The organism is Metabacillus litoralis, assembly GCF_007994985.1.
GTDB lineage: Bacteria > Bacillota > Bacilli > Bacillales > Bacillaceae > Metabacillus > Metabacillus litoralis.
Genome location: NZ_VOQF01000015.1, coordinates 16,984 through 37,277, shown reverse-complemented (window position 1 = coordinate 37,277; position 20,294 = coordinate 16,984). Strand labels below are relative to the sequence as shown.

At 34.4% G+C, this 20,294-nt stretch carries 18 protein-coding genes; 4 read left to right on the top strand and 14 right to left on the bottom strand.

Going from position 1 to position 20,294, the window contains the following annotated elements; translation table 11 throughout:
• Positions 1-47: 47 nt before the first annotated feature.
• Positions 48-230: a hypothetical protein gene (locus tag FS935_RS19385; protein ID WP_146950299.1), complete on the top strand. Its 183-nt coding sequence runs from the start codon at positions 48-50 to the stop codon at positions 228-230.
• Positions 231-279: 49 nt separating this feature from the next.
• Here the strand turns inward: FS935_RS19385 and FS935_RS19380 are convergent, their stop codons facing one another.
• The 4 genes from FS935_RS19380 to licT form a co-directional block, all read right to left on the bottom strand.
• On the bottom strand, positions 280-4,035 hold the full coding sequence (locus FS935_RS19380; protein ID WP_146950298.1) for an alpha-L-arabinofuranosidase family protein: 3,756 nt from the start codon (positions 4,033-4,035) through the stop codon (positions 280-282).
• 361 nt (positions 4,036-4,396) lie between these two features.
• Positions 4,397-5,839 carry a glycoside hydrolase family 1 protein gene (locus tag FS935_RS19375; protein WP_146950297.1) on the bottom strand — a complete coding sequence of 481 codons (1,443 nt, stop codon included), beginning with the start codon at positions 5,837-5,839 and terminating at the stop codon, positions 4,397-4,399.
• A gap of 54 nt (positions 5,840-5,893) precedes the next feature.
• Positions 5,894-7,735 carry a beta-glucoside-specific PTS transporter subunit IIABC gene (locus FS935_RS19370; RefSeq protein ID WP_146950296.1) on the bottom strand — a complete coding sequence of 614 codons (1,842 nt, stop codon included), beginning with the start codon at positions 7,733-7,735 and terminating at the stop codon, positions 5,894-5,896.
• 375 nt (positions 7,736-8,110) lie between these two features.
• The gene (gene licT, locus FS935_RS19365) at positions 8,111-8,938 is read right to left on the bottom strand and encodes a BglG family transcription antiterminator LicT (RefSeq protein WP_146950295.1); all 828 of its coding nucleotides are present in this window, start codon (positions 8,936-8,938) and stop codon (positions 8,111-8,113) included.
• Between the two features lie 408 nt (positions 8,939-9,346).
• Between licT and FS935_RS19360 the strand changes: the two genes are divergently transcribed.
• Both FS935_RS19360 and FS935_RS19355 read left to right on the top strand, forming a co-directional pair.
• Entirely contained in the window at positions 9,347-10,642 is a 1,296-nt protein-coding gene (locus tag FS935_RS19360) for a phytoene desaturase family protein (protein ID WP_146950294.1), read from the top strand.
• The gene (locus FS935_RS19355; protein ID WP_146950337.1) at positions 10,632-11,495 is read left to right on the top strand and encodes an RNA polymerase sigma-70 factor; all 864 of its coding nucleotides are present in this window, start codon (positions 10,632-10,634) and stop codon (positions 11,493-11,495) included. Before FS935_RS19360 ends, FS935_RS19355 begins: the two co-directional genes overlap by 11 nt.
• A 295-nt stretch (positions 11,496-11,790) precedes the next feature.
• Here FS935_RS19355 and FS935_RS19350 read toward each other — a convergent pair whose 3' ends face one another.
• The 4 genes from FS935_RS19350 to gltC form a co-directional block, all read right to left on the bottom strand.
• The gene (locus FS935_RS19350; RefSeq protein ID WP_146950293.1) at positions 11,791-12,090 is read right to left on the bottom strand and encodes a hypothetical protein; all 300 of its coding nucleotides are present in this window, start codon (positions 12,088-12,090) and stop codon (positions 11,791-11,793) included.
• Positions 12,091-12,919: 829 nt separating this feature from the next.
• Positions 12,920-13,240 (bottom strand): tRNA-Val4, encoded by a 321-nt coding sequence (locus FS935_RS19345; RefSeq protein WP_146950292.1) that lies wholly within the window; start codon positions 13,238-13,240, stop codon positions 12,920-12,922.
• Positions 13,241-13,260: 20 nt separating this feature from the next.
• Positions 13,261-13,479: an EndoU domain-containing protein gene (locus tag FS935_RS19340; protein ID WP_275669634.1), complete on the bottom strand. Its 219-nt coding sequence runs from the start codon at positions 13,477-13,479 to the stop codon at positions 13,261-13,263.
• A gap of 116 nt (positions 13,480-13,595) precedes the next feature.
• Positions 13,596-14,501: a glutamate biosynthesis transcriptional regulator GltC gene (gene gltC / locus FS935_RS19335; protein ID WP_146950291.1), complete on the bottom strand. Its 906-nt coding sequence runs from the start codon at positions 14,499-14,501 to the stop codon at positions 13,596-13,598.
• A 144-nt stretch (positions 14,502-14,645) separates the two neighbouring features.
• Here gltC and gdhA point away from each other — a divergent pair, with 144 nt between their 5' ends.
• The gene (gene gdhA, locus FS935_RS19330; protein WP_146950290.1) at positions 14,646-16,028 is read left to right on the top strand and encodes an NADP-specific glutamate dehydrogenase; all 1,383 of its coding nucleotides are present in this window, start codon (positions 14,646-14,648) and stop codon (positions 16,026-16,028) included.
• Positions 16,029-16,391: 363 nt separating this feature from the next.
• Here gdhA and FS935_RS19325 read toward each other — a convergent pair whose 3' ends face one another.
• The 6 genes from FS935_RS19325 to FS935_RS19300 all read right to left on the bottom strand — a co-directional run bounded on the left by FS935_RS19325 (position 16,392) and on the right by FS935_RS19300 (position 20,229).
• Positions 16,392-17,186, bottom strand: coding sequence for a DUF2705 family protein (locus tag FS935_RS19325; protein WP_146950289.1), 795 nt, complete (start codon positions 17,184-17,186; stop codon positions 16,392-16,394).
• 14 nt (positions 17,187-17,200) lie between these two features.
• Positions 17,201-18,073 carry an ABC transporter ATP-binding protein gene (locus FS935_RS19320; RefSeq protein ID WP_146950288.1) on the bottom strand — a complete coding sequence of 291 codons (873 nt, stop codon included), beginning with the start codon at positions 18,071-18,073 and terminating at the stop codon, positions 17,201-17,203.
• Between the two features lie 29 nt (positions 18,074-18,102).
• A complete protein-coding gene (locus FS935_RS19315; protein WP_240050969.1) occupies positions 18,103-18,741 on the bottom strand; it encodes an SdpI family protein in 639 nt (212 codons plus the stop codon).
• Positions 18,731-19,006 (bottom strand): autorepressor SdpR family transcription factor, encoded by a 276-nt coding sequence (locus tag FS935_RS19310; protein WP_168714494.1) that lies wholly within the window; start codon positions 19,004-19,006, stop codon positions 18,731-18,733. The genes FS935_RS19315 and FS935_RS19310 overlap by 11 nt, the downstream gene beginning before the upstream one ends.
• Before the next feature lie 278 nt (positions 19,007-19,284).
• On the bottom strand, positions 19,285-19,743 hold the full coding sequence (locus FS935_RS19305) for an SRPBCC family protein (RefSeq protein ID WP_240050968.1): 459 nt from the start codon (positions 19,741-19,743) through the stop codon (positions 19,285-19,287).
• Between the two features lie 54 nt (positions 19,744-19,797).
• Positions 19,798-20,229: a VOC family protein gene (locus tag FS935_RS19300; RefSeq protein ID WP_146950285.1), complete on the bottom strand. Its 432-nt coding sequence runs from the start codon at positions 20,227-20,229 to the stop codon at positions 19,798-19,800.
• Positions 20,230-20,294 lie beyond the last annotated feature (65 nt).

Genomic DNA, 20,294 nt, shown 5'->3' with positions numbered 1-20,294 from the left:
ATTAGAAAATTCTATAAAAAAGGTTCCTCGTGAAAGGAGAGGTTAAGATGGATCATTCTACAAATGAAAACGAAATAAAAAAGATGGCCGAGTGGCTTAAAGGAAATGTTATTGAGGTTGTTGAAGGCTCAGTTAATAAAGAGATTATTCGATACAATTTAAGAATGGAATTTGATGTAACAGATGATGTTCTTGTAGATAAAGTTTATGAGGAGATTGCCTTTCATTAAAGTATTGAAACAGGACATGCTTGTGATGACAAGCATGTCCTGACAACTTTTAGTTTTTATCAAGCACAATAATATTTACTGAATTTGCTGCTAAAGTAACCACAGTACAGTTATCATCTAAGTTGATTTCTGATTCTGAAGGTACAATTTGTTCAGCGTTCTTTTTGTTCACATTCGGTGTGTGAACGAGGCTTTCATCTCCTGTTACTGTAATCAATTTCCCCTTTTCTGCTACAGCAAGGTCTTTTAATGAGATTTTTGTTATTTTCTCAAATGGATCTGCATTCACAAGCTTTACATAAACATGTTGATCATCTTTTGTAACAGAGTTGAAAATATCACGGTTATAAGCTTCTAAATTGTAATCCAACACTTTACTTGTAAACGTTCCATCTGTGTACGAGCAGATAAGGCGATCTCCTGTTCCAGCTCCATAATTAACAGTAATCGTGTATGAAGTATGATCTGCCAGCTCTTCATAACAGCTTGATCGCAGGTTACCAGCAGCCGTACTAGATGAATAATCGCCTAGTGTATAACCTTCGATGCCATCTTTGTATACCTTCACAGCTGTGCTATTTCCGTTATAACCTACAGCATATTCGTGAACATTCTTTTTCTCAGGTGAAATATCCGTTAAGCCTACTCCTACATAAAAACCGTCGTTTCCGGCTTCTTTTGAAGCAGTTACTTCCACTTTATAATCCGTCCAATTGTCATTCATTAAATATAAACCGTTTAATCCACCATTTTGTGCTTTTAGAATAAGACCTTTTTCTGAATCAATTGTGTATCCAACAGAACCAGGGATCTCTTTCCATTCAGCATGTAATTCTTTTGTAAAATCTTGTTCAAGTAGAATTTCTTCCGTTTTATTATCAATAACTTTTACACGTTTCACATGTACCTCAGCATTGCCAGCTGCAATTTCAATTCCACCATGTGGAGCAAGCTCTGTCATTTTTCCATTTTGGTAAGCTGAGAATGATGTACCTAACAATGTAGTACCAAGATATTTAGCAAAAAGATGTTGAACATAGTAGTTCGGAGTGTACCAAACTGTTTCATCATCAAACCAAATTAAATCTGGTGTCCAACGGTAAGTGCCGTCTGTTAATACTTTGTTAAATAGCGGTGCATAAGCAGCTAACTTAACAACATCAGAATTTTTTTCATATCCTGTCATAATCGCTGCTTCAGCAACAGCACCTGCTAACGTATTTTTATCAGTTGAAGCAAATTCACCAACAAACACCTTTGAGCTTTCTGCTTCATTTAAGCTGCCATCTTGCTCATATGCTCTATAATAATAGTTATATCTATCAACATTGTTTAATAAATAGTCATTCGAACGATAATAATGCTCATCAGCAATTGTATCCATATAGTTTGGCTGTTTTTCATACCAAGTGACGGTTTCTTCTGTTACATTTTTACCATCCGTAAAGTTCACTGTTGCAGAGCCTTTCAAATTACCACTTAAAAACTTCCAGCCTTCTTGATACGCGTCATCATCTGCTTGAGCACCAACTGTTGAAAGGATATGCAGTTCATGATCTGGATAATGTTTCTCCATATAATCATCAATCGCAGCTTTAAAGTATTCAAAATTAGCGAAAAACTCTGTGCCCCAGTTTTCATTACCAACACCTAAATAGCGTAGATCAAATGGTTCCGCGTGGCCCATCTTTTTACGTAGTTTTGCCCACTCGTTACCGTCAAAATCTGTGCTGATCGCAAAATCAATTAAATCTGTAAATGTTTTAACAAAATAATCTCTCAAATCTCCACCTGCGGGATGGACATAATCAGATCGCGCCTGACAAAGTACACCACAAGCCATAACTGGTAGTGGAGTTGCATTAAGGTCTTCAGCTAATTGGAAATATTCCATATAACCTAACCCCATTGTCATCATATAACCCCATACATTAAAGTTTTCTTTACGTAGCTCAACATCGCCAACAGAATCTGTCCATTCGTACACATTATCCCAAATATATGAGCCTTCTGAAATACAGCCTCCTGGAAAACGCAGGAATGTTGGGTGCAAGTCAACAAGTGCGTTGACTAAATCTTTTCTTAAACGATAATTCGAGTTGCCTTTATAATTTGTATGAGCAGTTTGTGATCTTTCTTCTTCACTAGCTCCCCATACATCTTGTGGCATTAAAGAAACCATGTCGATTGAAACATTACCATTAAACGTTAATGCTAACTGTCCAAGTACATTTTTCGTACCCGTTAACACAATCTTCGAGTCAACTCCATATTTCTTCCACGTGTTAGCGCCTTCAATTTGAATTGTTACTGAATCGCTGATTGAATCACCGTTCTGATCTTGAAGCTGTAATGTGATGCTTCCCTCTGATTCTGCTTTTGCCCAAATGGTAAAGTCATATTTATCACCTTGTTTAATTGACATCGCACAATGATGATTAGAATCTGTAAATCCTTTGTTTACGATTGTGCTGCCATTAGGCGCAGTAATGTAATGAGAGTTAACTTCTGTATCAGTTACTCCAAAATATTCGTTCAATCCACCCGTATTATGTACGGTTACTTTTTCAATATCTCCAAACCAGGCATGAAGTGGTTGATGATTTCGTCCTGTTGAACAGCCACACTCACCTGAAGCATGAGAATACGTATCAAATACAAATGACTCGAATGAACGGTTTTGAACAAGCTCTGCATAAATACCGCCATCTGCTGCATTGTTAATGTCTTCATAAAATAGACCATATAATGTTTCACTAATATCTAACACTTCATTATTACCATCAATAGTTAACAAATGTGATGGAACTCCACTAGGAAGTACAGACACAGTAAATTCTTTTTCAGTTGTTTGATTTCCTTTTGTTATTACAGCCGTTAATGTTACACCTTTTGGTTCAGTGATTTGTCCAACTACACCATCATCAGATAATACGGCTGAATCACTTGATTTCCAAGCAACTGTAACCTTGTCACCCATTAAAGATGAAGCTAACGAAACATCCTTTGTAACAACTTTTATTGGAAATGATAGATATTTGTCTTTCGCAAGCTGAACGATTTGGGCATCTGTAAGAGATTCACACATTACTTCAATCACTTCATCCTGTGTTAATCCTGCTTTATACACACGGAAGTCAGACAGTGAACCGTTGAAATCTGTATCTACCTCATGCTGTGATCGTCCAATATAGTTATGACTATATCCTTGTTGATCACTAAATGTTTCAAACCAGCTACGTAGCTTCTTATACGTACCACTTGACGTTTGGCTAATTGATCCATCTCCAACAACTTCACCATTTACATAAATAATTGGTCCTGCACTACTTAATGTTCCGCCTTCTGTTCCTCTAACAGACATCGCAATATGTAGCCATTCACCAGCTGAATATGTTTTGCCAGCATCAGCAACAATATCTGAATCTGAAAAACAAACGCCACGTAAATTTCGTGACAAGAAAAGGTATGGCCCTGCCGCACTTTTACCAAAGTCGAAAATTCTTTCCCATACATTTGTTCCTTTTCTTAAATAAACCCATGTACTAACAGTAATACCAGTAGAGTCATTTATACTTTCAAGAAATCCTGAAGGAAGCTTTAAATAAGAAGTACCGTTATCTCCACCTGCAAGCGTAACAGCTTTTCTTCCTCCTACTGTTCCTATTTGTGGTTTTATTGTACCTTTTGCAATTGCATCATTAGCATGACTTGAACTATCTTTACCAACAGAATTTGAATCATTAAATTGATAATGAGCTAGGATGCGGTCATTAAATGATATGCTTGTTTTGTCTGGTGTCATGAATAGTCTCCTTTGCTGTTTAGATATGTAAGTACAAATAAAAAGTACATTTTATGGTTATATAAATTTGGAAGCGTTTAACCATGTACTTACAAGTTAATGTAATATCTAGTTTTTGTTATAACTTGTACTTATAACTATTATAATAGTAAACTACTTATTTCCCAATAGTAAAGTTTATTATTTTTAAATTTCGTTAATTTTTCTACAAATATCTACCTAATTGTTGTTTTGAACTTTAGATTAGAAGCAACGTTTTATATCCTCTACTAATTATGTAATTTAGATTTTTAAGCACAAAAATACCTGTGCAACTTAATATGACTGCACAGGTATTTCTATATTTATCTTGTTCTGAAACTTATAATTTCTCTCCATTACTTGCGATAACTTCTTTATACCAATCGAAGGACTTCTTCTTTTTACGATTCAATGTACCACTACCGTCATCCTGTTTATCAACATAGATAAATCCGTAACGTTTTGAGAATTCTCCTGTTGATGCACTTACTACATCAATACAGCCCCAGCTTGTGTATCCCATCAAATCGACTCCATCTTCAATAGCTTCACCCATTGCTTTGATGTGACTACGTAGATAATCAATTCGGTAATCATCGTTAATCGACCCATCTTCTTCTACTTTATCATAAGCTCCTAAGCCATTTTCAACGACGAATAAAGGAAGTTGGTAGCGATCATACAGTTTATTTAATGTAATACGCAATCCTTCTGGATCAATCTCCCAGCCCCAATCACTCGCTTTTAAGAATGGGTTTTTCACTCCTTCAAGCAGATTACCAGGTGTTATCTCAAATCCAGATTTATCTTTTACTTGTGTAAGAGACATATAATAACTTAACGCAATATAATCAACTGTATGTTCTTTGATTAATTCTAAATCACCTTCATGAATATCTAAATTTACATTATGTTCTTTAAAGAAACGTTTCGCAAATGCTGGATATTCACCACGTACATGAACATCACCACAGAAATAATTAAAGATTCTTTCTTCTTGCAGAGCAAACATGACGTTTTCTGGTTTACTATCATAAGAATAAACAGGAGCAGATAACAGCATACAACCAATCCTAGCATCTGGAATCATTTCATGACATGCTTTAACAGCAATACTACTTGCGACAAATTGATGATGAAATGCTTGGAAAATCGATTGATATTTGTCTTCTTCCTTTTCAATCGAGAATCCCATACTCATAATCGGGAAATGAAGAGCACTATTGATTTCGTTAAATGTCATCCAGTATTTAACTTTGTCTTTATAACGAGCGAAAATAGCTTTCACATACCGCTCAAAGAAAGGAACCACTTCTCGACTTCTCCATCCACCATACTGCTTTACTAACGTTAAAGGCATTTCATAGTGAGAAATTGTGACAACTGGCTCAATTCCATGCTTGTGTAATTCATCAAATACACGATCATAGAAATCAAGGCCTTCTTCATTTGGTTCTAGTTCATCTCCATTTGGGAAAATTCGTGACCATGCAATCGACATGCGATATGCTTTAAATCCCATTTCTGCAAACAACGCGATATCTTCTTTATAACGATGATAAAAGTCAATCGCTTCGTGATTTGGGTAGCTATATTTATCATGATCGATCTCAAAATCAAATCCTGGATTAGTTAATATACGTAGTCTTTCTTTTCCGCCCGGAAGAACGTCTGCAATATTTAAGCCTTTGTTTCCTTCATGATAGCCACCTTCAATTTGGTTTGCTGCTGTTGCGCCACCCCATAAAAAGCCCTCTGGAAATTGTTTAGTTGAATTTGTCATATGATTTTCCTCCTAAAATGTATGTAATAAGAAAGGGAAAGTATCCCCTTCAATTTAAACAATAAGTGTTAATAAATCTTCGTTAGCATCAATAGTTCGTTTATCTTTATTTACATTTAAAATCTCAATATAACGATCTGTATTTGTAATAATGATAGGAGTGATTATATCAAAGCCTGCTTCTTTAATTTTTTCTTTATCAAACTTTACTAGAAGCTGACCTTGTGTGACAGTATCTCCTGATTGTACTAGTGGTGTGAAATGCTCTCCATTTAGTTGAACAGTATCAATTCCAATGTGAATTAAGATTTCTGCTCCATCATTAGAAGTAATTCCGATCGCATGACCTGTAGGAAAAACTGCTGTTACAGTACCATTTACTGGTGAAACAACTTCATCGTTTGAAGGAATAATCGCAATTCCTTTACCCATTGCTTCAGAAGAAAATGCAGCATCACTAACTTCAGATAACTCTTTTACTTCACCTGTTAATGGACTTACAAGTGTTTCTCTTTTTGTTAAAGCTTCAGACTGTTCATCATTTGGTGTAATAATTTCATTATCGCGATTCTCTATCTTTTTATTTTCAAAGCCTAAGAATATTGTTAATAGAGCACCTAAAATGAAGGCAGTAAACGCACCTATGATAAATAAACTCATTGGTGAGAAAGCTGGGATAGCAAGAAAGCTTGGGAAAGCAAATACCATTGCTTTTGTACCAAGTAAACCATTTATTGCTCCACCAATTGCACCAGCAACAATAACATAAACAAGCGTCTTTCTATAACGAAGGATAATACCATATAGTATTGGCTCTGTTACACCAGCTAATGCTCCAGGAAGCATTGTTGATCCTGCTAAAGCTTTGAGTTGTTTGTCTTTGGCTTTCATAAATATTGCAAATGCTATACCAATTTGTGCAAAAGGTGCTGCAGCTAACATAGGAGTAAGTGGATCTCCACCTGCACCAAGATTTTGTATGATAATTGGAACAAGTCCCCAATGCAATCCAAATAATGTCAAGAATGTCCAGCCAGCGCCCATAACAGCACCAGTTAATAACCCACTTCTTTCAGATAAAAATTCGATAACCACACTAATTCCATTTCCAACATACGTTCCAAATGGACCGAACAGTAAAACAGTTAACGGTACAATAACAACTAATGAAATCATCGGAACTAAGAACATTTGGATATCTTTGTGAATCATTTTCTTTAACCCTTTTTCTAATGCAGCATAAATACAAACGGCAATAAACACAGGAAATACTGTTGAAGAGTAATCAACAACAATTGCTGGAATTCCCAGGAAAGAAGCAGGATTACCAATTAAACCAGTTAAATTAGGCTCTAGTAAAGCTGCCCCAATCGTCCCACCAACATATGGATTAGATCCTAATCTGATAGAAAGTGTAATTCCTAGGAATATCGGTAGAAAGAAGAATACAGCGTTTCCAGCAGCAGACAAGATTAAATACGTGCTGCTTTCAGCTGATAACCATCCTACCATTACTAAAACGGTTAATAACGCTTTAAGCATACCTGCCCCAGCAAGTGCTCCTAATAATGGTGAAAAGCTTCGTGAAATTACATCAAAAATTTGTGAAGGAATGGATCCCTTTAATTCTTCTGAGGAGTTTCCATTATTAATATTGGTATTTTTCAAGATTTCTTTAAAAACTTCTGACACATGTGAACCAATAACAACTTGGAATTGACCGCCACCTTGAACGACGCTAAGTACACCTTCATTATTTTCCAGTTCATTTTTATTAGCTTTTTTTATGTCTTTTAGTGTAAATCTTAAGCGAGTTGCACAGTGAACAAGGCTAGAAATATTTTCTTCTCCACCAACGTTTTGCACGATATCTTTTGCTAATTTTTCGTACTTCATTGTTTTTTCCTCCTCTAGGTTGTGTTTTTGCTTTATATATTTTTTTTAATAAATAGATTTCTTTTCGCAAACTATGTTACTTAGTAATCAATTTTCAGAGAATTAAATCGTTCCATTTCGCTCCAGACACTCGCTTTCCGTGGGGAGGAAGTCAAGCCTCCTCGGCTTCGCCTGTGGGGTCTCGACCTTTCCTCTACACCCACAGGAGTCGAGTGTCTTCCGCTCCATTCCGCAGTTTTTAACTTTAGAAAACAAAGGTCTTCACGATGACATGAACTTTGGCAAAAATAAAAACCTAAACTGATCTCTTCTAGTTTTGAAAAGATTAGTTTAGGTTTTGCCTAATAAAAGTAACAATCCTAATAAATGATTAAATTATTTTATAACTCTTTGGATATGAATGGTTAGGTAGAGCATTTCTTCTTCTGTTAATTCATAGCGATATTGTTTTTCAACAAAGCGTTTGATTTTCTCTGTACATTGATAGGCTTTTGGATACTTGTCTTTAATCACATTTAACAAGTCATCTTCATTGTTATTTTTATAATGAGTGCCTTTTACTAATCGATGTGCAAAGAATTTCAGATGAGTGATAAAGCGATAATAGTTTAAGGAATTTTCATCAAATTCCATTTTAAGATGATATTTAACAATTGATAAAATATCTTGCATCACCTTTGTCATATCCATGATGTTCGACATATCTTCATTCAGTTGAGCATTCACAATATGGAGCGCAATAAATGCAGCTTCATCCTCGGGTAAAATCACATTAAATTGATCACAAATCATATTTAATGCTTCTAGCCCGATTTCGAACTCTTCTTTATAAAGATGTTTTGTTTCCCATAGTAATGCATTTTTAATCGGTAAGTTATCTTTGTGACGCTCTATAGCAAAATGGATATGATCTGTTAAAGAGATATAAATACTATCGTTAAGCTTCTTACCAAGCTGTAATTTAGCATACTGGATTATTTTTTCAGAGGTTTCCATATATTCAATAGGTATATATGAAATTAATGTTTTGAATTTACTTGTTAGGTCCTCACCTTCCAAAATAAAGACTTTTTCTACTTGTTCTTCGTTTACATCATCACCGGCACGTTTATTAAAAGCAATACCACGGCCCATGACAATCACTTCTTGTTTGTCTTTTTCTGAGATTACGACATTGTTATTTAGTATCTTTGCAATCTTCATTTAATCACCCCCGAAGAGTCAAAAAAAGACAAAACCCTCCCTGTGTAACAAGGACTCGGTTTTGCCTGATTTAACAGTAACAATCCGTACTATATTAACTTTGAGTTGATTATACTACATGATTTTTTTATGTGCAACCCCTTTCTTCTTGGCTTGGTTGTTGCAAATATATCCAGCATCAAATGATTTTAAATAGAAATAGTTTATGAATGCATTTATATCCCATTACAAATAGAAGGATATGACTGAAAAAGCAAAAGCTATGATAAAAGTTATAACGTACAATTATGAATAAAATGGTTCTTATTCTCACTTTCATTTAATCTCTAATAAATTTTTAAAACGATGTCACATCTAACCACCCTTTGTCGTCTTAAGTTATGAAATAACAAAATAGGAGGTTATCTTATGACTCAAAAATGGGATGTTGTCATTGTTGGTGGTGGATTAGCAGGTTATGTGGCAGCTAATCTTTTAAGTAGAACAAACTTATCTATATTAATATTAGAGAAAGGCAAAAGTGTTGGTGGAAGAGCGAGAACTAACAAGATGAATAATCAGTATTTAAATTTAGGTCCTCACGCCCTTAATAATAAAGGAATAGCAAAGTCTATTCTCGAAGAATTAGGTATTACTCTTAATGGGAAATCCCCAAAATTAGGTGGCATTTTAATTGAAAACAATATCGAATATGCTGCTCCGTTTTCACCTTTAGACCTTTTTACGACTAAGCTTTTGAATTGGAAAGAACGTTTAGAGTGGATCTCAGTTTTGCTGAAAATAATGAAGATAAACCCGGAAAAATTAGCAAATCAAACATTCCAACATTGGGCTAAAGACGTAACACAATCTAAAAAAGTTGAATCATTACTATATACACTTGGAAGACTTGCTACCTATTGTCATGCTCCTGAATTGGTAAGTGCAAAATTAGTGGTATCGAATCTGCAAATTGCTATGGGAGGCGTACTTTATTTAGATGGTGGCTGGCAAATGATTGTTGACCAACTTCACAATAAAGCAATCGTTTCAGGTGTTCAGGTTCAATCACAAACTCTTGTTAAAAAAATAAAACCTATAGAACAAGATCAATTTAAATTGATTCTCTCTACTAACGAAGAAATTCTCGGGAAGTATGTAATTTGTACAACTGGCCCTCATGAACTAAATGAAATGTTAATTGAAGAAGGTAATCATGAACAAGACAGCGTATATGACCAAATAACACCTGTAAAAGGCGCAACATTGGATATTGCTTTAACACAGTTACCTAATCCAAAGATATTATTCGCCATGGGCATTTCTGAGCCCCTCTATTATTCTGTTCATTCACATTATGCCCGCCTCTCTGATGATACAACAAGTGCTGTTCTTCATGTATTTAAATATCATCACCCAGGTGAGCATATCGATGAAGCAAGTGTTAAAACTGAGCTTGAACAATTCTTAGATAAGCTGCAGCCAGGATGGCAGCAATATGTAATCACAAAACGTTTTCTGCCTAACATTACGGTGAATCAACGCTTACCGCAAAGTGGAGATGAACGTTGGTTGAACCGTTTGAAAACAAAAATTCCAGGATTATATCTTGCAGGAGACTGGGCTTCTCCAAACTCCATATTGGCAGATGGAGCTGTTAGCAGCGGAAAAGATGCGGCAGAAGATCTTATTTTATATGAAAAGAGGAAAAATAGTGCAAATTAGTAATGAGGATTATAAACAATTTAAGCCATTGTTGTTTTCATTAGGTTATAGGCTGTTAGGTTCAGTCATAGAAACGGAAGATATTATGCAAGAAACTTTTTTAAAAGCGTTCGAAATAAATGAACAAAACATAGATAATAAAAAAGCGTATCTTTGCAAAATGATGACCAACCGCTGTCTTGATGTACTAAAGTCAGCTCGGTACAAACGAGAACAATATGTAGGTCCTTGGAATCCTGAGCCACTATTACTAGAGAAATTGCATACCTTTGATCCATCTGAAAAAATGATACAAAATGAAGGATTAAGTATTGCATATTTACGAATGATGGAGCATTTGACACCAGATGAACGAGCAGTCCTCCTGTTAAGAGAGGTATTTGATTTCCCATACTCAGAGATTGCTAACATCATAGAAAAGAAAGATGAAAACTGTAGAAAGATTTTTAGCAGAGCTAAGCAAAAGATCTCCTTTGTTGAAGGCGAAAGTTTAAACTATGAGAAGAATAAGTCAATGATTAATCGTTTTATAGTAGCGTTTCAAATGCAAAATATGGATGCTTTATTAGAACTTATATCAGAAAATGTCACACTATATTCCGATGGCGGAGGAAAAGTTAATGCTGCTGTTCGTCCAATTGTATCCCTTCCAAACGTCTTGGCATTATTATTCGGTATCCTAAAAAAGGCTCCAGAAGACTCTTATTTTGAAATTAAAAATGTCAATGGTCAACCTGCAATCATCATTTATATGAATGGAACACTTCAAAGCATCCTTAGTTTTTATATTTGTGATAACAAAATTAACGAAATCTATATAACTATGAATCCTGATAAGTTGCCTATTTTATAGAGATAAACGATGTAATAAAATCAGCGTTAGCCATAGTCCTGATTTTCAGAGTTGGTTAACTATTAAAAATGAGGTTGTTCTACATAAGTACATTTATTTGTACTTATGAACAGCCTCGTTTTATATCTACTAATAAATTAATCGGCTTATCTAAAAACACCTGTTGATCTCATTATTGTCTTTCCTATATTCCTCACTTAGAATTGTTTATTAACAACCTTTTAATGCGTGAAAGTTTAAATTATATATTGTTATAACAGTCTTAAATTTTGATAGTAATTATTAGATAAGGTAATTAATCACCACCACCACCACCATCTCCTCCTCCGGAATCTCCTCCACCATCATAGCCTGAATCCGAAGATGACCAGAACCAATTACCACCACCGGTATCTGATCTTGAGGCAGTTCGTTTATATTTTTTCCGCTTATAGACTGCTTCTTTCTTTTGTTCAGGAGTCATTGTTTGAAATCTAATAAACCTAAAAATCCCTCCAATGGCTAAATAAATAATCTGAATAACCTTAAATCCTATAAACCCTATAACAAATACTCCTATGATCGTTCCTATGACAAACCCAATTGATTCAGCCATTTCTTTCCCCCTAACAATAACCTATATTATATTTACATCGTATCTTCTAGAAATTAACTATTTCTAGATTTTGTATTTTTATAATACGCCATTAAGTCATTCACCAAAAATCATTTTGTACTTTCTAATAGAGATTGATAAAGGGATGTTATATGCTTTTAATGTTAAAGCCATAGTTCTTCTAATCTCGTTGAATCAGTACTTTTACAATATCTGACCGCAATAATTATTTGTGTTGAGCATCACATAATCAATGTGATAGACGAAAGGTGAGCCAACATCTCCTGTAAGCCCACCCTGTTGTTTATTTCCAATACTTTTTAATTAGTTTGGCACCGCTTATTCCTTCATCTCTAGCTAGTTTGAGTGAGACTCGTATATATCCAACAACGTTCAACTTTTCAGCTTCCCGTTTACTAAATTTTAGTTTGTGTACCGCTTTTTTCAACGAATAGCGAGTTTTATACGACCGTCTTTAGTAAAAAAATATAACATAATTTTTGTCTCCCTATTGCCAAACTTGTAACCCTTAACGTTTACATCTTCTTTATCGCAACAAGCTTTTTCAAACCTTTTTTTTTTTTTTTTGACAGTATCATAAATGCTCTTAACATGTAAAATGTCATCTCGACTATTTATCGTACTACTCTAGTAGAGAAATTATTAAAACATAATGTTTTGATGGTTTAACCATCATGAGTTATGATTTTCATACTCACCATTTTAATTTTGTTCAATTTTACATTTCTTATAAAAAAGCACTTGTTGCCTAATAAGCAATCAAGTGCTTAAGTAACTACGTCCTATAACATTCTCAAACTCCTATTATTTATGCTATTGTTTCTTGCCATATTAACATCAACTTTAAAAATTCATCAGTTTCTATAGGACTTACAAAAGGCTCATCAACCCGGTAATGATGCTCAGCTATTGTAACGTTTTTCTTAATATTTATACTTGTAGCATTCAACGTGATTTCAAAGTCTTCATACTCTCCTTCTAAAACCTTTTTAATGTATCCTATATACTCATCTGCTTCTTCTTTTGTTGAAATATCCTCGAAAACATCCGAGAAAATAGATAATTTTTCCGGTAGTATTATTCTTGTGATGCCAAATGGATCTTTTCTAAATTCATATGAATATTTCATATTGTTTATCACCTTCTATGCTATTTATTATATAATAGATAAGCTGTAGCTATTGAACCGTCCTTATTTAAGAACATTTCAATTTTAATTCCTGCTGAAGTTTCACCTATATACTTGTTAGACCCTATCTGTTTTTTACTTTGATACGCTTCATCAATAGCTTTTAACACATCGACACGATTCCATTCCTTTGGAAAGAAACTAGATTTAGCTACTTTTCTCTTCCCTTCTATTTCAATTTTGGCTTCATATTTTAAGCTGTATAAAACGAAATCAACATTACTTATATATACTAAATTTTAACTTTATGTAATCATTTAAATTACTATTAAGTTTTTAGAACTCCTACTAACACTCAATACTTAAAATGATCTAATCTCGCAAAAAATTCGAGTAAAAACTGATAAAACAACTTCTCTGTTGGTAATAATACTCGATCTTTAGGTGTAATAACACCTACTGTTCTTGTAACATTTGGTTCTGCTACTGGTATCTTCACTGTTGATCTTGGCAAGCTATCGACTAATGTCACTTCAGGCATGAGGGTAACGCCTAAGCCTGCTGAAACAAGACCCTTTAACGCATCAATATCATCACCCTCAAAAGCAACATGTGGGGTGAAACCAAGGTTTTGACATGCATTTACAACAATATCTCGAAATACAAAGCCTTTTGGCAATAAAACGAAAGGTTCATCTATTAGCTCTAATAGTTTTATTGATGATTTTTTTGCCAGTTTATGATTAATTGGCAAAAGAGCAACGATATTTTCAGTAAATAGTGCTTTACGATTTAGTTTCTTTTCTTCAAGAGGCAGTGGTCCCATCAAGGCAAGATTAAAATCTCCTTTAATAACACCTTCAATTAAGTCACGATAAAGTGCTTGTTTTAGCTGAAATTTTGCTTCTGGATAACGCAATCTAAATGCATAAATCACAGTAGGTAAAGTATAAGCGGCTAAACTAATTGGAAACGCAATACGGATTGTCCCTTTTTCCGGATCTAAATATTCTTCAACCTCACGTCTTGCATCATCCATCACATTCATCGCGTGTTTCATCCGCTCATAAAATATTTTACCTATAGGCGTTAAATGAACCCTTCTTCCTTCTCTTATGAACAAATCGACTCCAAGTTCACTTTCTAAATTAACAATTTGTCTGCTTACAGAAGATTGTGCAACATGTAAAGCATCTGCTGCTTCTGTTACATGTTCACGAATGGCAACTTCCATAAAATAACGAATTTGTCTAAAATCCAATGTCTTATCCTCCAATTTAATTAATGCAAAAAACGCATTAATATTATCGTTTCTTTATATTGATTCGATCGTTTGTTTAATTATAAAATATTCCATAATAACAATTCTGTAAATATAAAAATAAAAATTAGGGAGTGTAAGCATATGAAAACAATTGAAAACAAGGAAGAATTATATACAGAAAGTGTTCACCATTATGTTAATCGTGTATTTGAAAAAGTAAAAAAACGCAATCCGAATGAAAACGAGTTCCATCAAGCAGTTAAAGAAGTATTTGATTCTTTGATACCTGTTCTTGTTAAAAATCCTCACTATATTAAGCAAGGTATCCTTGAAACAATCGTTGAACCTGAAAGAGTGATCTCGTTTCGTGTTCCTTGGGTTGATGATGAAGGTAATGTAAAGGTGAATCGTGGATTTCGTGTTCAATATAACAGTGCAATAGGACCATATAAAGGAGGATTAAGATTTCACCCCTCTGTAAATGCCAGTATTATTAAGTTTTTAGGCTTTGAACAAATTTTTAAAAACTCATTAACTGGTCAACCAATTGGCGGAGGTAAAGGTGGTGCAGATTTTGATCCTAAAGGAAAATCAGATCGAGAAATTATGCGTTTTTGTCAAAGCTTTATGACAGAGCTTAGTAAATATATCGGACCTGATACTGATGTTCCTGCTGGTGATATTGGTGTTGGCGCTAGAGAAATTGGCTATTTGTTTGGCCAATATAAAAAAATGCGTGGCGGCTATGAAGCTGGCGTTTTAACTGGAAAAGGCATTGGTTATGGAGGAAGCTTAGCTCGTAAAGAAGCAACAGGATATGGAACTGTATATTTTGTAGAAGAAATGTTACAAGACCAAAATTTAAGCTTTAAAGGAAGAACAGTTGTTGTTTCAGGCTCAGGAAATGTATCTATTTATGCAATGGAAAAAGCGGCTCAGCTAGGCGCTAAAGTAGTAGCATGCAGTGATTCAAATGGCTATATTTATGACAAAAAGGGGATCAATTTAGAAACTGTTAAGCGTATTAAAGAAGTGGAAAAGAAACGAATAAGTGCCTATGTAACAGATCATCCAGAAGCGATATATACAGAAAATTGTCTTGGCATTTGGAGCGTTCCTTGTGATATTGCTTTACCTTGCGCAACACAAAATGAAATTGATTCGGCTTCAGCAGAGATGTTAGTTTCAAATGGTGTAAAAGCCGTTGGCGAAGGAGCAAATATGCCTTCAACACTAGAGGCGGTTGAGATTTTCTTAGAAAATAACGTTTTATTCGCCCCTGCTAAAGCGGCAAATGCAGGCGGAGTTTCTGTTTCAGCATTGGAAATGTCTCAAAATAGCTCAAGACTATCATGGACATTTGAAGAAGTTGATAGCAAATTACAAGCCATTATGAAAAACATCTATCAAAATAGTAAAGAAGCAGCCCGTGAATATGGAGCTCCAGGTAATTTTGTAGTTGGAGCGAATATTGCTGGATTTGTTAAAGTAGCAGATGCCATGATCGAGCAAGGTGTTATTTGATTTTTGTGGAATAGGTCTGAACTAAACAAAAAAATAAGACATAAATTGATTTAGCAATTCTTTTAGTATGAGTTCGGTAATTTACCGGACTCATACCATTTAATTATTACATTATCTTAGTCAATGTTCTTTTCGAGACATACTTTGCTTTTTAATATTTGACTATACATTTTCAATCGATCATTACTCAAAATGTTCGATTTTATCATTTTTGGTATAAAAAAATCCAGACGTAAAGAACTAAGTATGACAAAGCTACATTTGAATTGGTGATGATCAATTTAATGATAAATAAAAAATGAACGACATTGTCCTAAGTTTTATACGTTTTGCACGATTCCTTAGCCTTACACTTCTCCTACATTAAGCAATATCCTTCTTTTGATACACAACAAATGTCAGCAGTGATCCAAGCAATATTATTGCTAGCATAATCACTATATAAAGTGGTTGGATTGCATTTTCTGTAATCAAATCAGCTGCATCAACATATTTGAATAAGCTAACATATTTTAACACTTCTAATTCTTCTGAGATACCGGATATAACACTGAATAAATACGAGATGAATACAATTCCTAACGAAACCGCTGTTACTGTGCGTGATTTCTTCATCACAGCCGATAATAGAAAAGCCACAGCACCAAATGTCATGTGTAGTAGTAATGTGGAGATAATGATAATATTAAAAGTATTAAGGGAGACTTGTTCGTCTGCAAATTGAAAGCCGATAAAGCTTGTTGCAACAATAACAGTATTTAATAGAAGAACATTTGTGAAGACAGCAAGTAGTTTTTCTCCAATTACACGGAACCTTGAAATGGGCTTAGATAATAAGAATTCAATTGTTTTTTCATTTTCTTCTTTAACAATGATGTTAGATGCTAGCATAACCGTATATATACTTCCAAGTAATGTTGTCATGAAATGTATTTGCATGCCATAGAAACCTAATAATGTGCCAATATCAAGCCGGTTCATTCCAAATGCTTCTTTAAATGAATCTGGATATGCACTCAGCAAATCATTCAACATCTGTTGATCTTTTGTAAACTGGGGGTACACACTAAGTGTCATAAGAATGAGACCACTCAAAATAATACTCCAAATTATGAGTGACTTGACATTTTTCTTTAGTTCACGTTGATAAATAAACATCTTCTCGCTCCCTTCTATTCATAAAAATGCATGAACACTTCTTCTAATGAAGGCTCTTCTATTGAAATATCGGAAATGTCCATGGTATGAATATGCTGCAGCAAGTCCTTCATTCTACCACTATATAAAAACGAACTATTGTCTCCATTATGCTCAAGATTGATGATCCCTTCTAACGTTGAATGAAACAACTTGCCATCTTCCAACTTGACATTTACTTTCTTTAAGTTGTTTTTTGTTAATGTTTCAATACGTTCAACCTTTACAAGCTGACCGTCTTTTATAATCGCAACACGATCACACATCTTTTGTACTTCGCTTAAAATGTGTGACGAAAAGAAAATTGTTGCACCTTTTTCTCTTTCTTCGTTCAACAAATCAAAGAATATATTTTGCATTAAAGGATCTAATCCACCTGTTGGTTCATCCAAGATTAGTAGCTTCGGTTCATGAAGAAGCGTTTGAACAATTCCTACTTTCTTTCGATTACCAAAAGATAAATCTTCAATCTTTTTCGTTAGATCTAATTGAAGCTTCTCTGCAAGCTCATTAATTCGATTTATTTGTTTATATTGATGAAATTTCGCAGAGTACAAAAGTAAATCAAGTGCTTTCATATCATCATAATAATGGACTTCAGATGGAAGATAGCCTACACGTTGTCTAATTTCTTTGGAATTCTTCACAATATCTTTTCCGAAAACTGTTGCACTTCCGCTAGTCGGGTGGATATAGTTTAGTAATGTACGAATTGTCGTACTTTTCCCAGCCCCATTAGGACCAATAAAACCAAAGATCTCACCCTCTTTAATTGAAAAAGAAATATTCTCAATTCCACGACCTTTTTTATACATTTTCGTTAGTTGTTTCATTTCGATTACATTCAAGATGGATCACTCCCTCATTTTTCGCTTCCTTATATCCCCTGTTTATATAGGAAATACGAATACATAAACGGTACGACAACTAGAATGGCTGTTGTTATAAGAGTTATCGGTAACCAGTACCCATTTAGAAAACCTCCCGCAGCAATACATAATCCACCAATGATCCACAAATACCCTGACAAATGATGTGTTTTATTCCAATTATCGTGACTATTCAGCGTCCATGGTAATTTAATCCCGATCGTATAATTCTGCTTGCATTTCGGTAAATAATTTCCAATGATTATGATCATGATCCCGACTAGCACAGGAGCAATCACTTCAATTTGAATAGGATAACCAAGAGCTTTAAACAAAATAATTGGCACTATAATGACTGACAGAAGTGGAATCATCCATTTTCCGAACTGTTTTAAAACAGAAGATGCATTTGCTTTCTTAGGATCGCCATTTATGACAATATGCGTAAATATATTCATTCCTGCCAAAAATAGTGGTAATCCCCACACTGCTATTGATTTTGGGGCGAAATTATCTGGATTCCCAGCATAATCCCAATGAATGGCTATTTGTTTAGGTAAGTCATTATATAGTACAAACGAGAGTATTATAGGTAGCAAACAAACTAATGTAGTCGTCATTAACGTCCTATCAATTTTACTTGTCAATTCCCTTCCCTCCAAACTGTGAAAACCATAACATAACTTCTTCAAATACAGTCACATTTATTTCGTAATAGATAAAGTTCTTATATTTCGTTTCGTAAATCAATCCAGCTTTTTTTAATTGTGACAAATGGTACGAAATAGTCGCACCAGTCATATCAAATTGCTTTGCTATTTGCCCTGCTGACATCTTCCCATCTTTCAACATAACTAAAATTTCTCGTCGTATGGGGTCAGAGAGTGCTTTAAATGTTTCCGGAAACCCCACGATAACAGCTCCTTTTCAGTATTTAGAAATATATCTAAATAGAATTTTACAATATTATGTAAAATTAATCTATACCTATTTAGAAAAAAATCAAAATAGATCGAGTGCAATTGTCACTCGATCTTTATCAGAAAGTTCTTATTTATATTTCTTCTTTTACATATTCATTTGATTATGCACAAAAGGGTATACCACTTAGCACACCCTAAAAAGATTCATTATATATATTCTGATAGATAAATCCGAAAGTATTTCATCCGTCAGCTAAACGATATCCTTCATTTCTCCAAATACTCAATTAACGCATCCAAATCTTTCGCACACGCCTTCTTAAACATCCCTGCCATCATTTTACCAAACAATTTAGTTATACCAGTAAGTCCATGGATCTCACCATTTAATGTAATCTCTGTTTTATCTTCTACCGAAGTAAGTAAATATGTATACAAATATTCGCCTTTGCCTGTTGTACCTTTTGTTCCATCACAGCGAAGCACAATTTTATTAGGTTCATGAAGTTCAACTACTTCAAAGTATTCAGAAGCTTCCTTGCCATACATTTTCCTTGTTTCCTTCCACTCACTTTTCACTTGAATAGGACCATCATCTAAGCGAGTTATTTTCACTAATCCTTGCATCCAATTCTTAGCAGCGTCAAGATCAAGCAAACCTTTGTAAGCTTTTTGTATAGATACATCCGTTGTTTTTTTTACTTCAAAATTAATACTCAAATTCACCCCTCCTTAATTCAATATCGTTATCAAAAGCACCTAAGTATATTCACAGCTATTTTAATAAGAAACCATCGCACCACTTTCATCAAAAACAGCTGATGGATTCCAAGCAACTTCCCACAGATTATTTTCAGGATCTGCAAAATAGGCTGTTCTTCCTCCCCAAAAGGCATCACTTGGTTTTCTTAGAATTTTCCCACCAACAGATCGAACTTCTTCGATGGTCGCATCAACTTCTTCTAAAGAATCAACATTGATGGCAAACGTAACACCACGGAACTGTTCTGGATGATGAGCGATTTCTACACCTGCATCTTTCGATAACTCCTTAATAGGAAAAATCGAAAGCATCACGCCTGCTGTTTTAAATGCTGCATAGTTATCTGAACTAAATTCTGTTTCTTCCCAGCCTAATTTTTGGTAAAAAGAACGAAGCAAAGGTAAATCATAAGCCCCGATTGTTAACAAACTTACTCGCTGCAGCACCATAATTGTAACCTCCTAAATAATTAAGTATGTGTTACTTTCTATAATAGTAGGAGGTTTTCCTGCAA

Bases quoted from the DNA above. Each gene is read 5' to 3' on its own strand.
- FS935_RS19385 (WP_146950299.1), top strand. From the start codon at position 48: ATGGATCATTCTACAAATGAAAACGAAATAAAAAAGATGGCCGAGTGG.
- FS935_RS19325 (WP_146950289.1), bottom strand. From the start codon at position 17,186: ATGTTTATTTATCAACGTGAACTAAAGAAAAATGTCAAGTCACTCATA.
- FS935_RS19350 (WP_146950293.1), bottom strand. From the start codon at position 12,090: ATGGCTGAATCAATTGGGTTTGTCATAGGAACGATCATAGGAGTATTT.
- licT (WP_146950295.1), bottom strand. From the start codon at position 8,938: ATGAAGATTGCAAAGATACTAAATAACAATGTCGTAATCTCAGAAAAA.
- FS935_RS19370 (WP_146950296.1), bottom strand. From the start codon at position 7,735: ATGAAGTACGAAAAATTAGCAAAAGATATCGTGCAAAACGTTGGTGGA.
- FS935_RS19360 (WP_146950294.1), top strand. From the start codon at position 9,347: ATGACTCAAAAATGGGATGTTGTCATTGTTGGTGGTGGATTAGCAGGT.
- gdhA (WP_146950290.1), top strand. From the start codon at position 14,646: ATGAAAACAATTGAAAACAAGGAAGAATTATATACAGAAAGTGTTCAC.
- FS935_RS19375 (WP_146950297.1), bottom strand. From the start codon at position 5,839: ATGACAAATTCAACTAAACAATTTCCAGAGGGCTTTTTATGGGGTGGC.
- FS935_RS19380 (WP_146950298.1), bottom strand. From the start codon at position 4,035: ATGACACCAGACAAAACAAGCATATCATTTAATGACCGCATCCTAGCT.
- FS935_RS19300 (WP_146950285.1), bottom strand. From the start codon at position 20,229: ATGGTGCTGCAGCGAGTAAGTTTGTTAACAATCGGGGCTTATGATTTA.
- FS935_RS19345 (WP_146950292.1), bottom strand. From the start codon at position 13,240: ATGAAATATTCATATGAATTTAGAAAAGATCCATTTGGCATCACAAGA.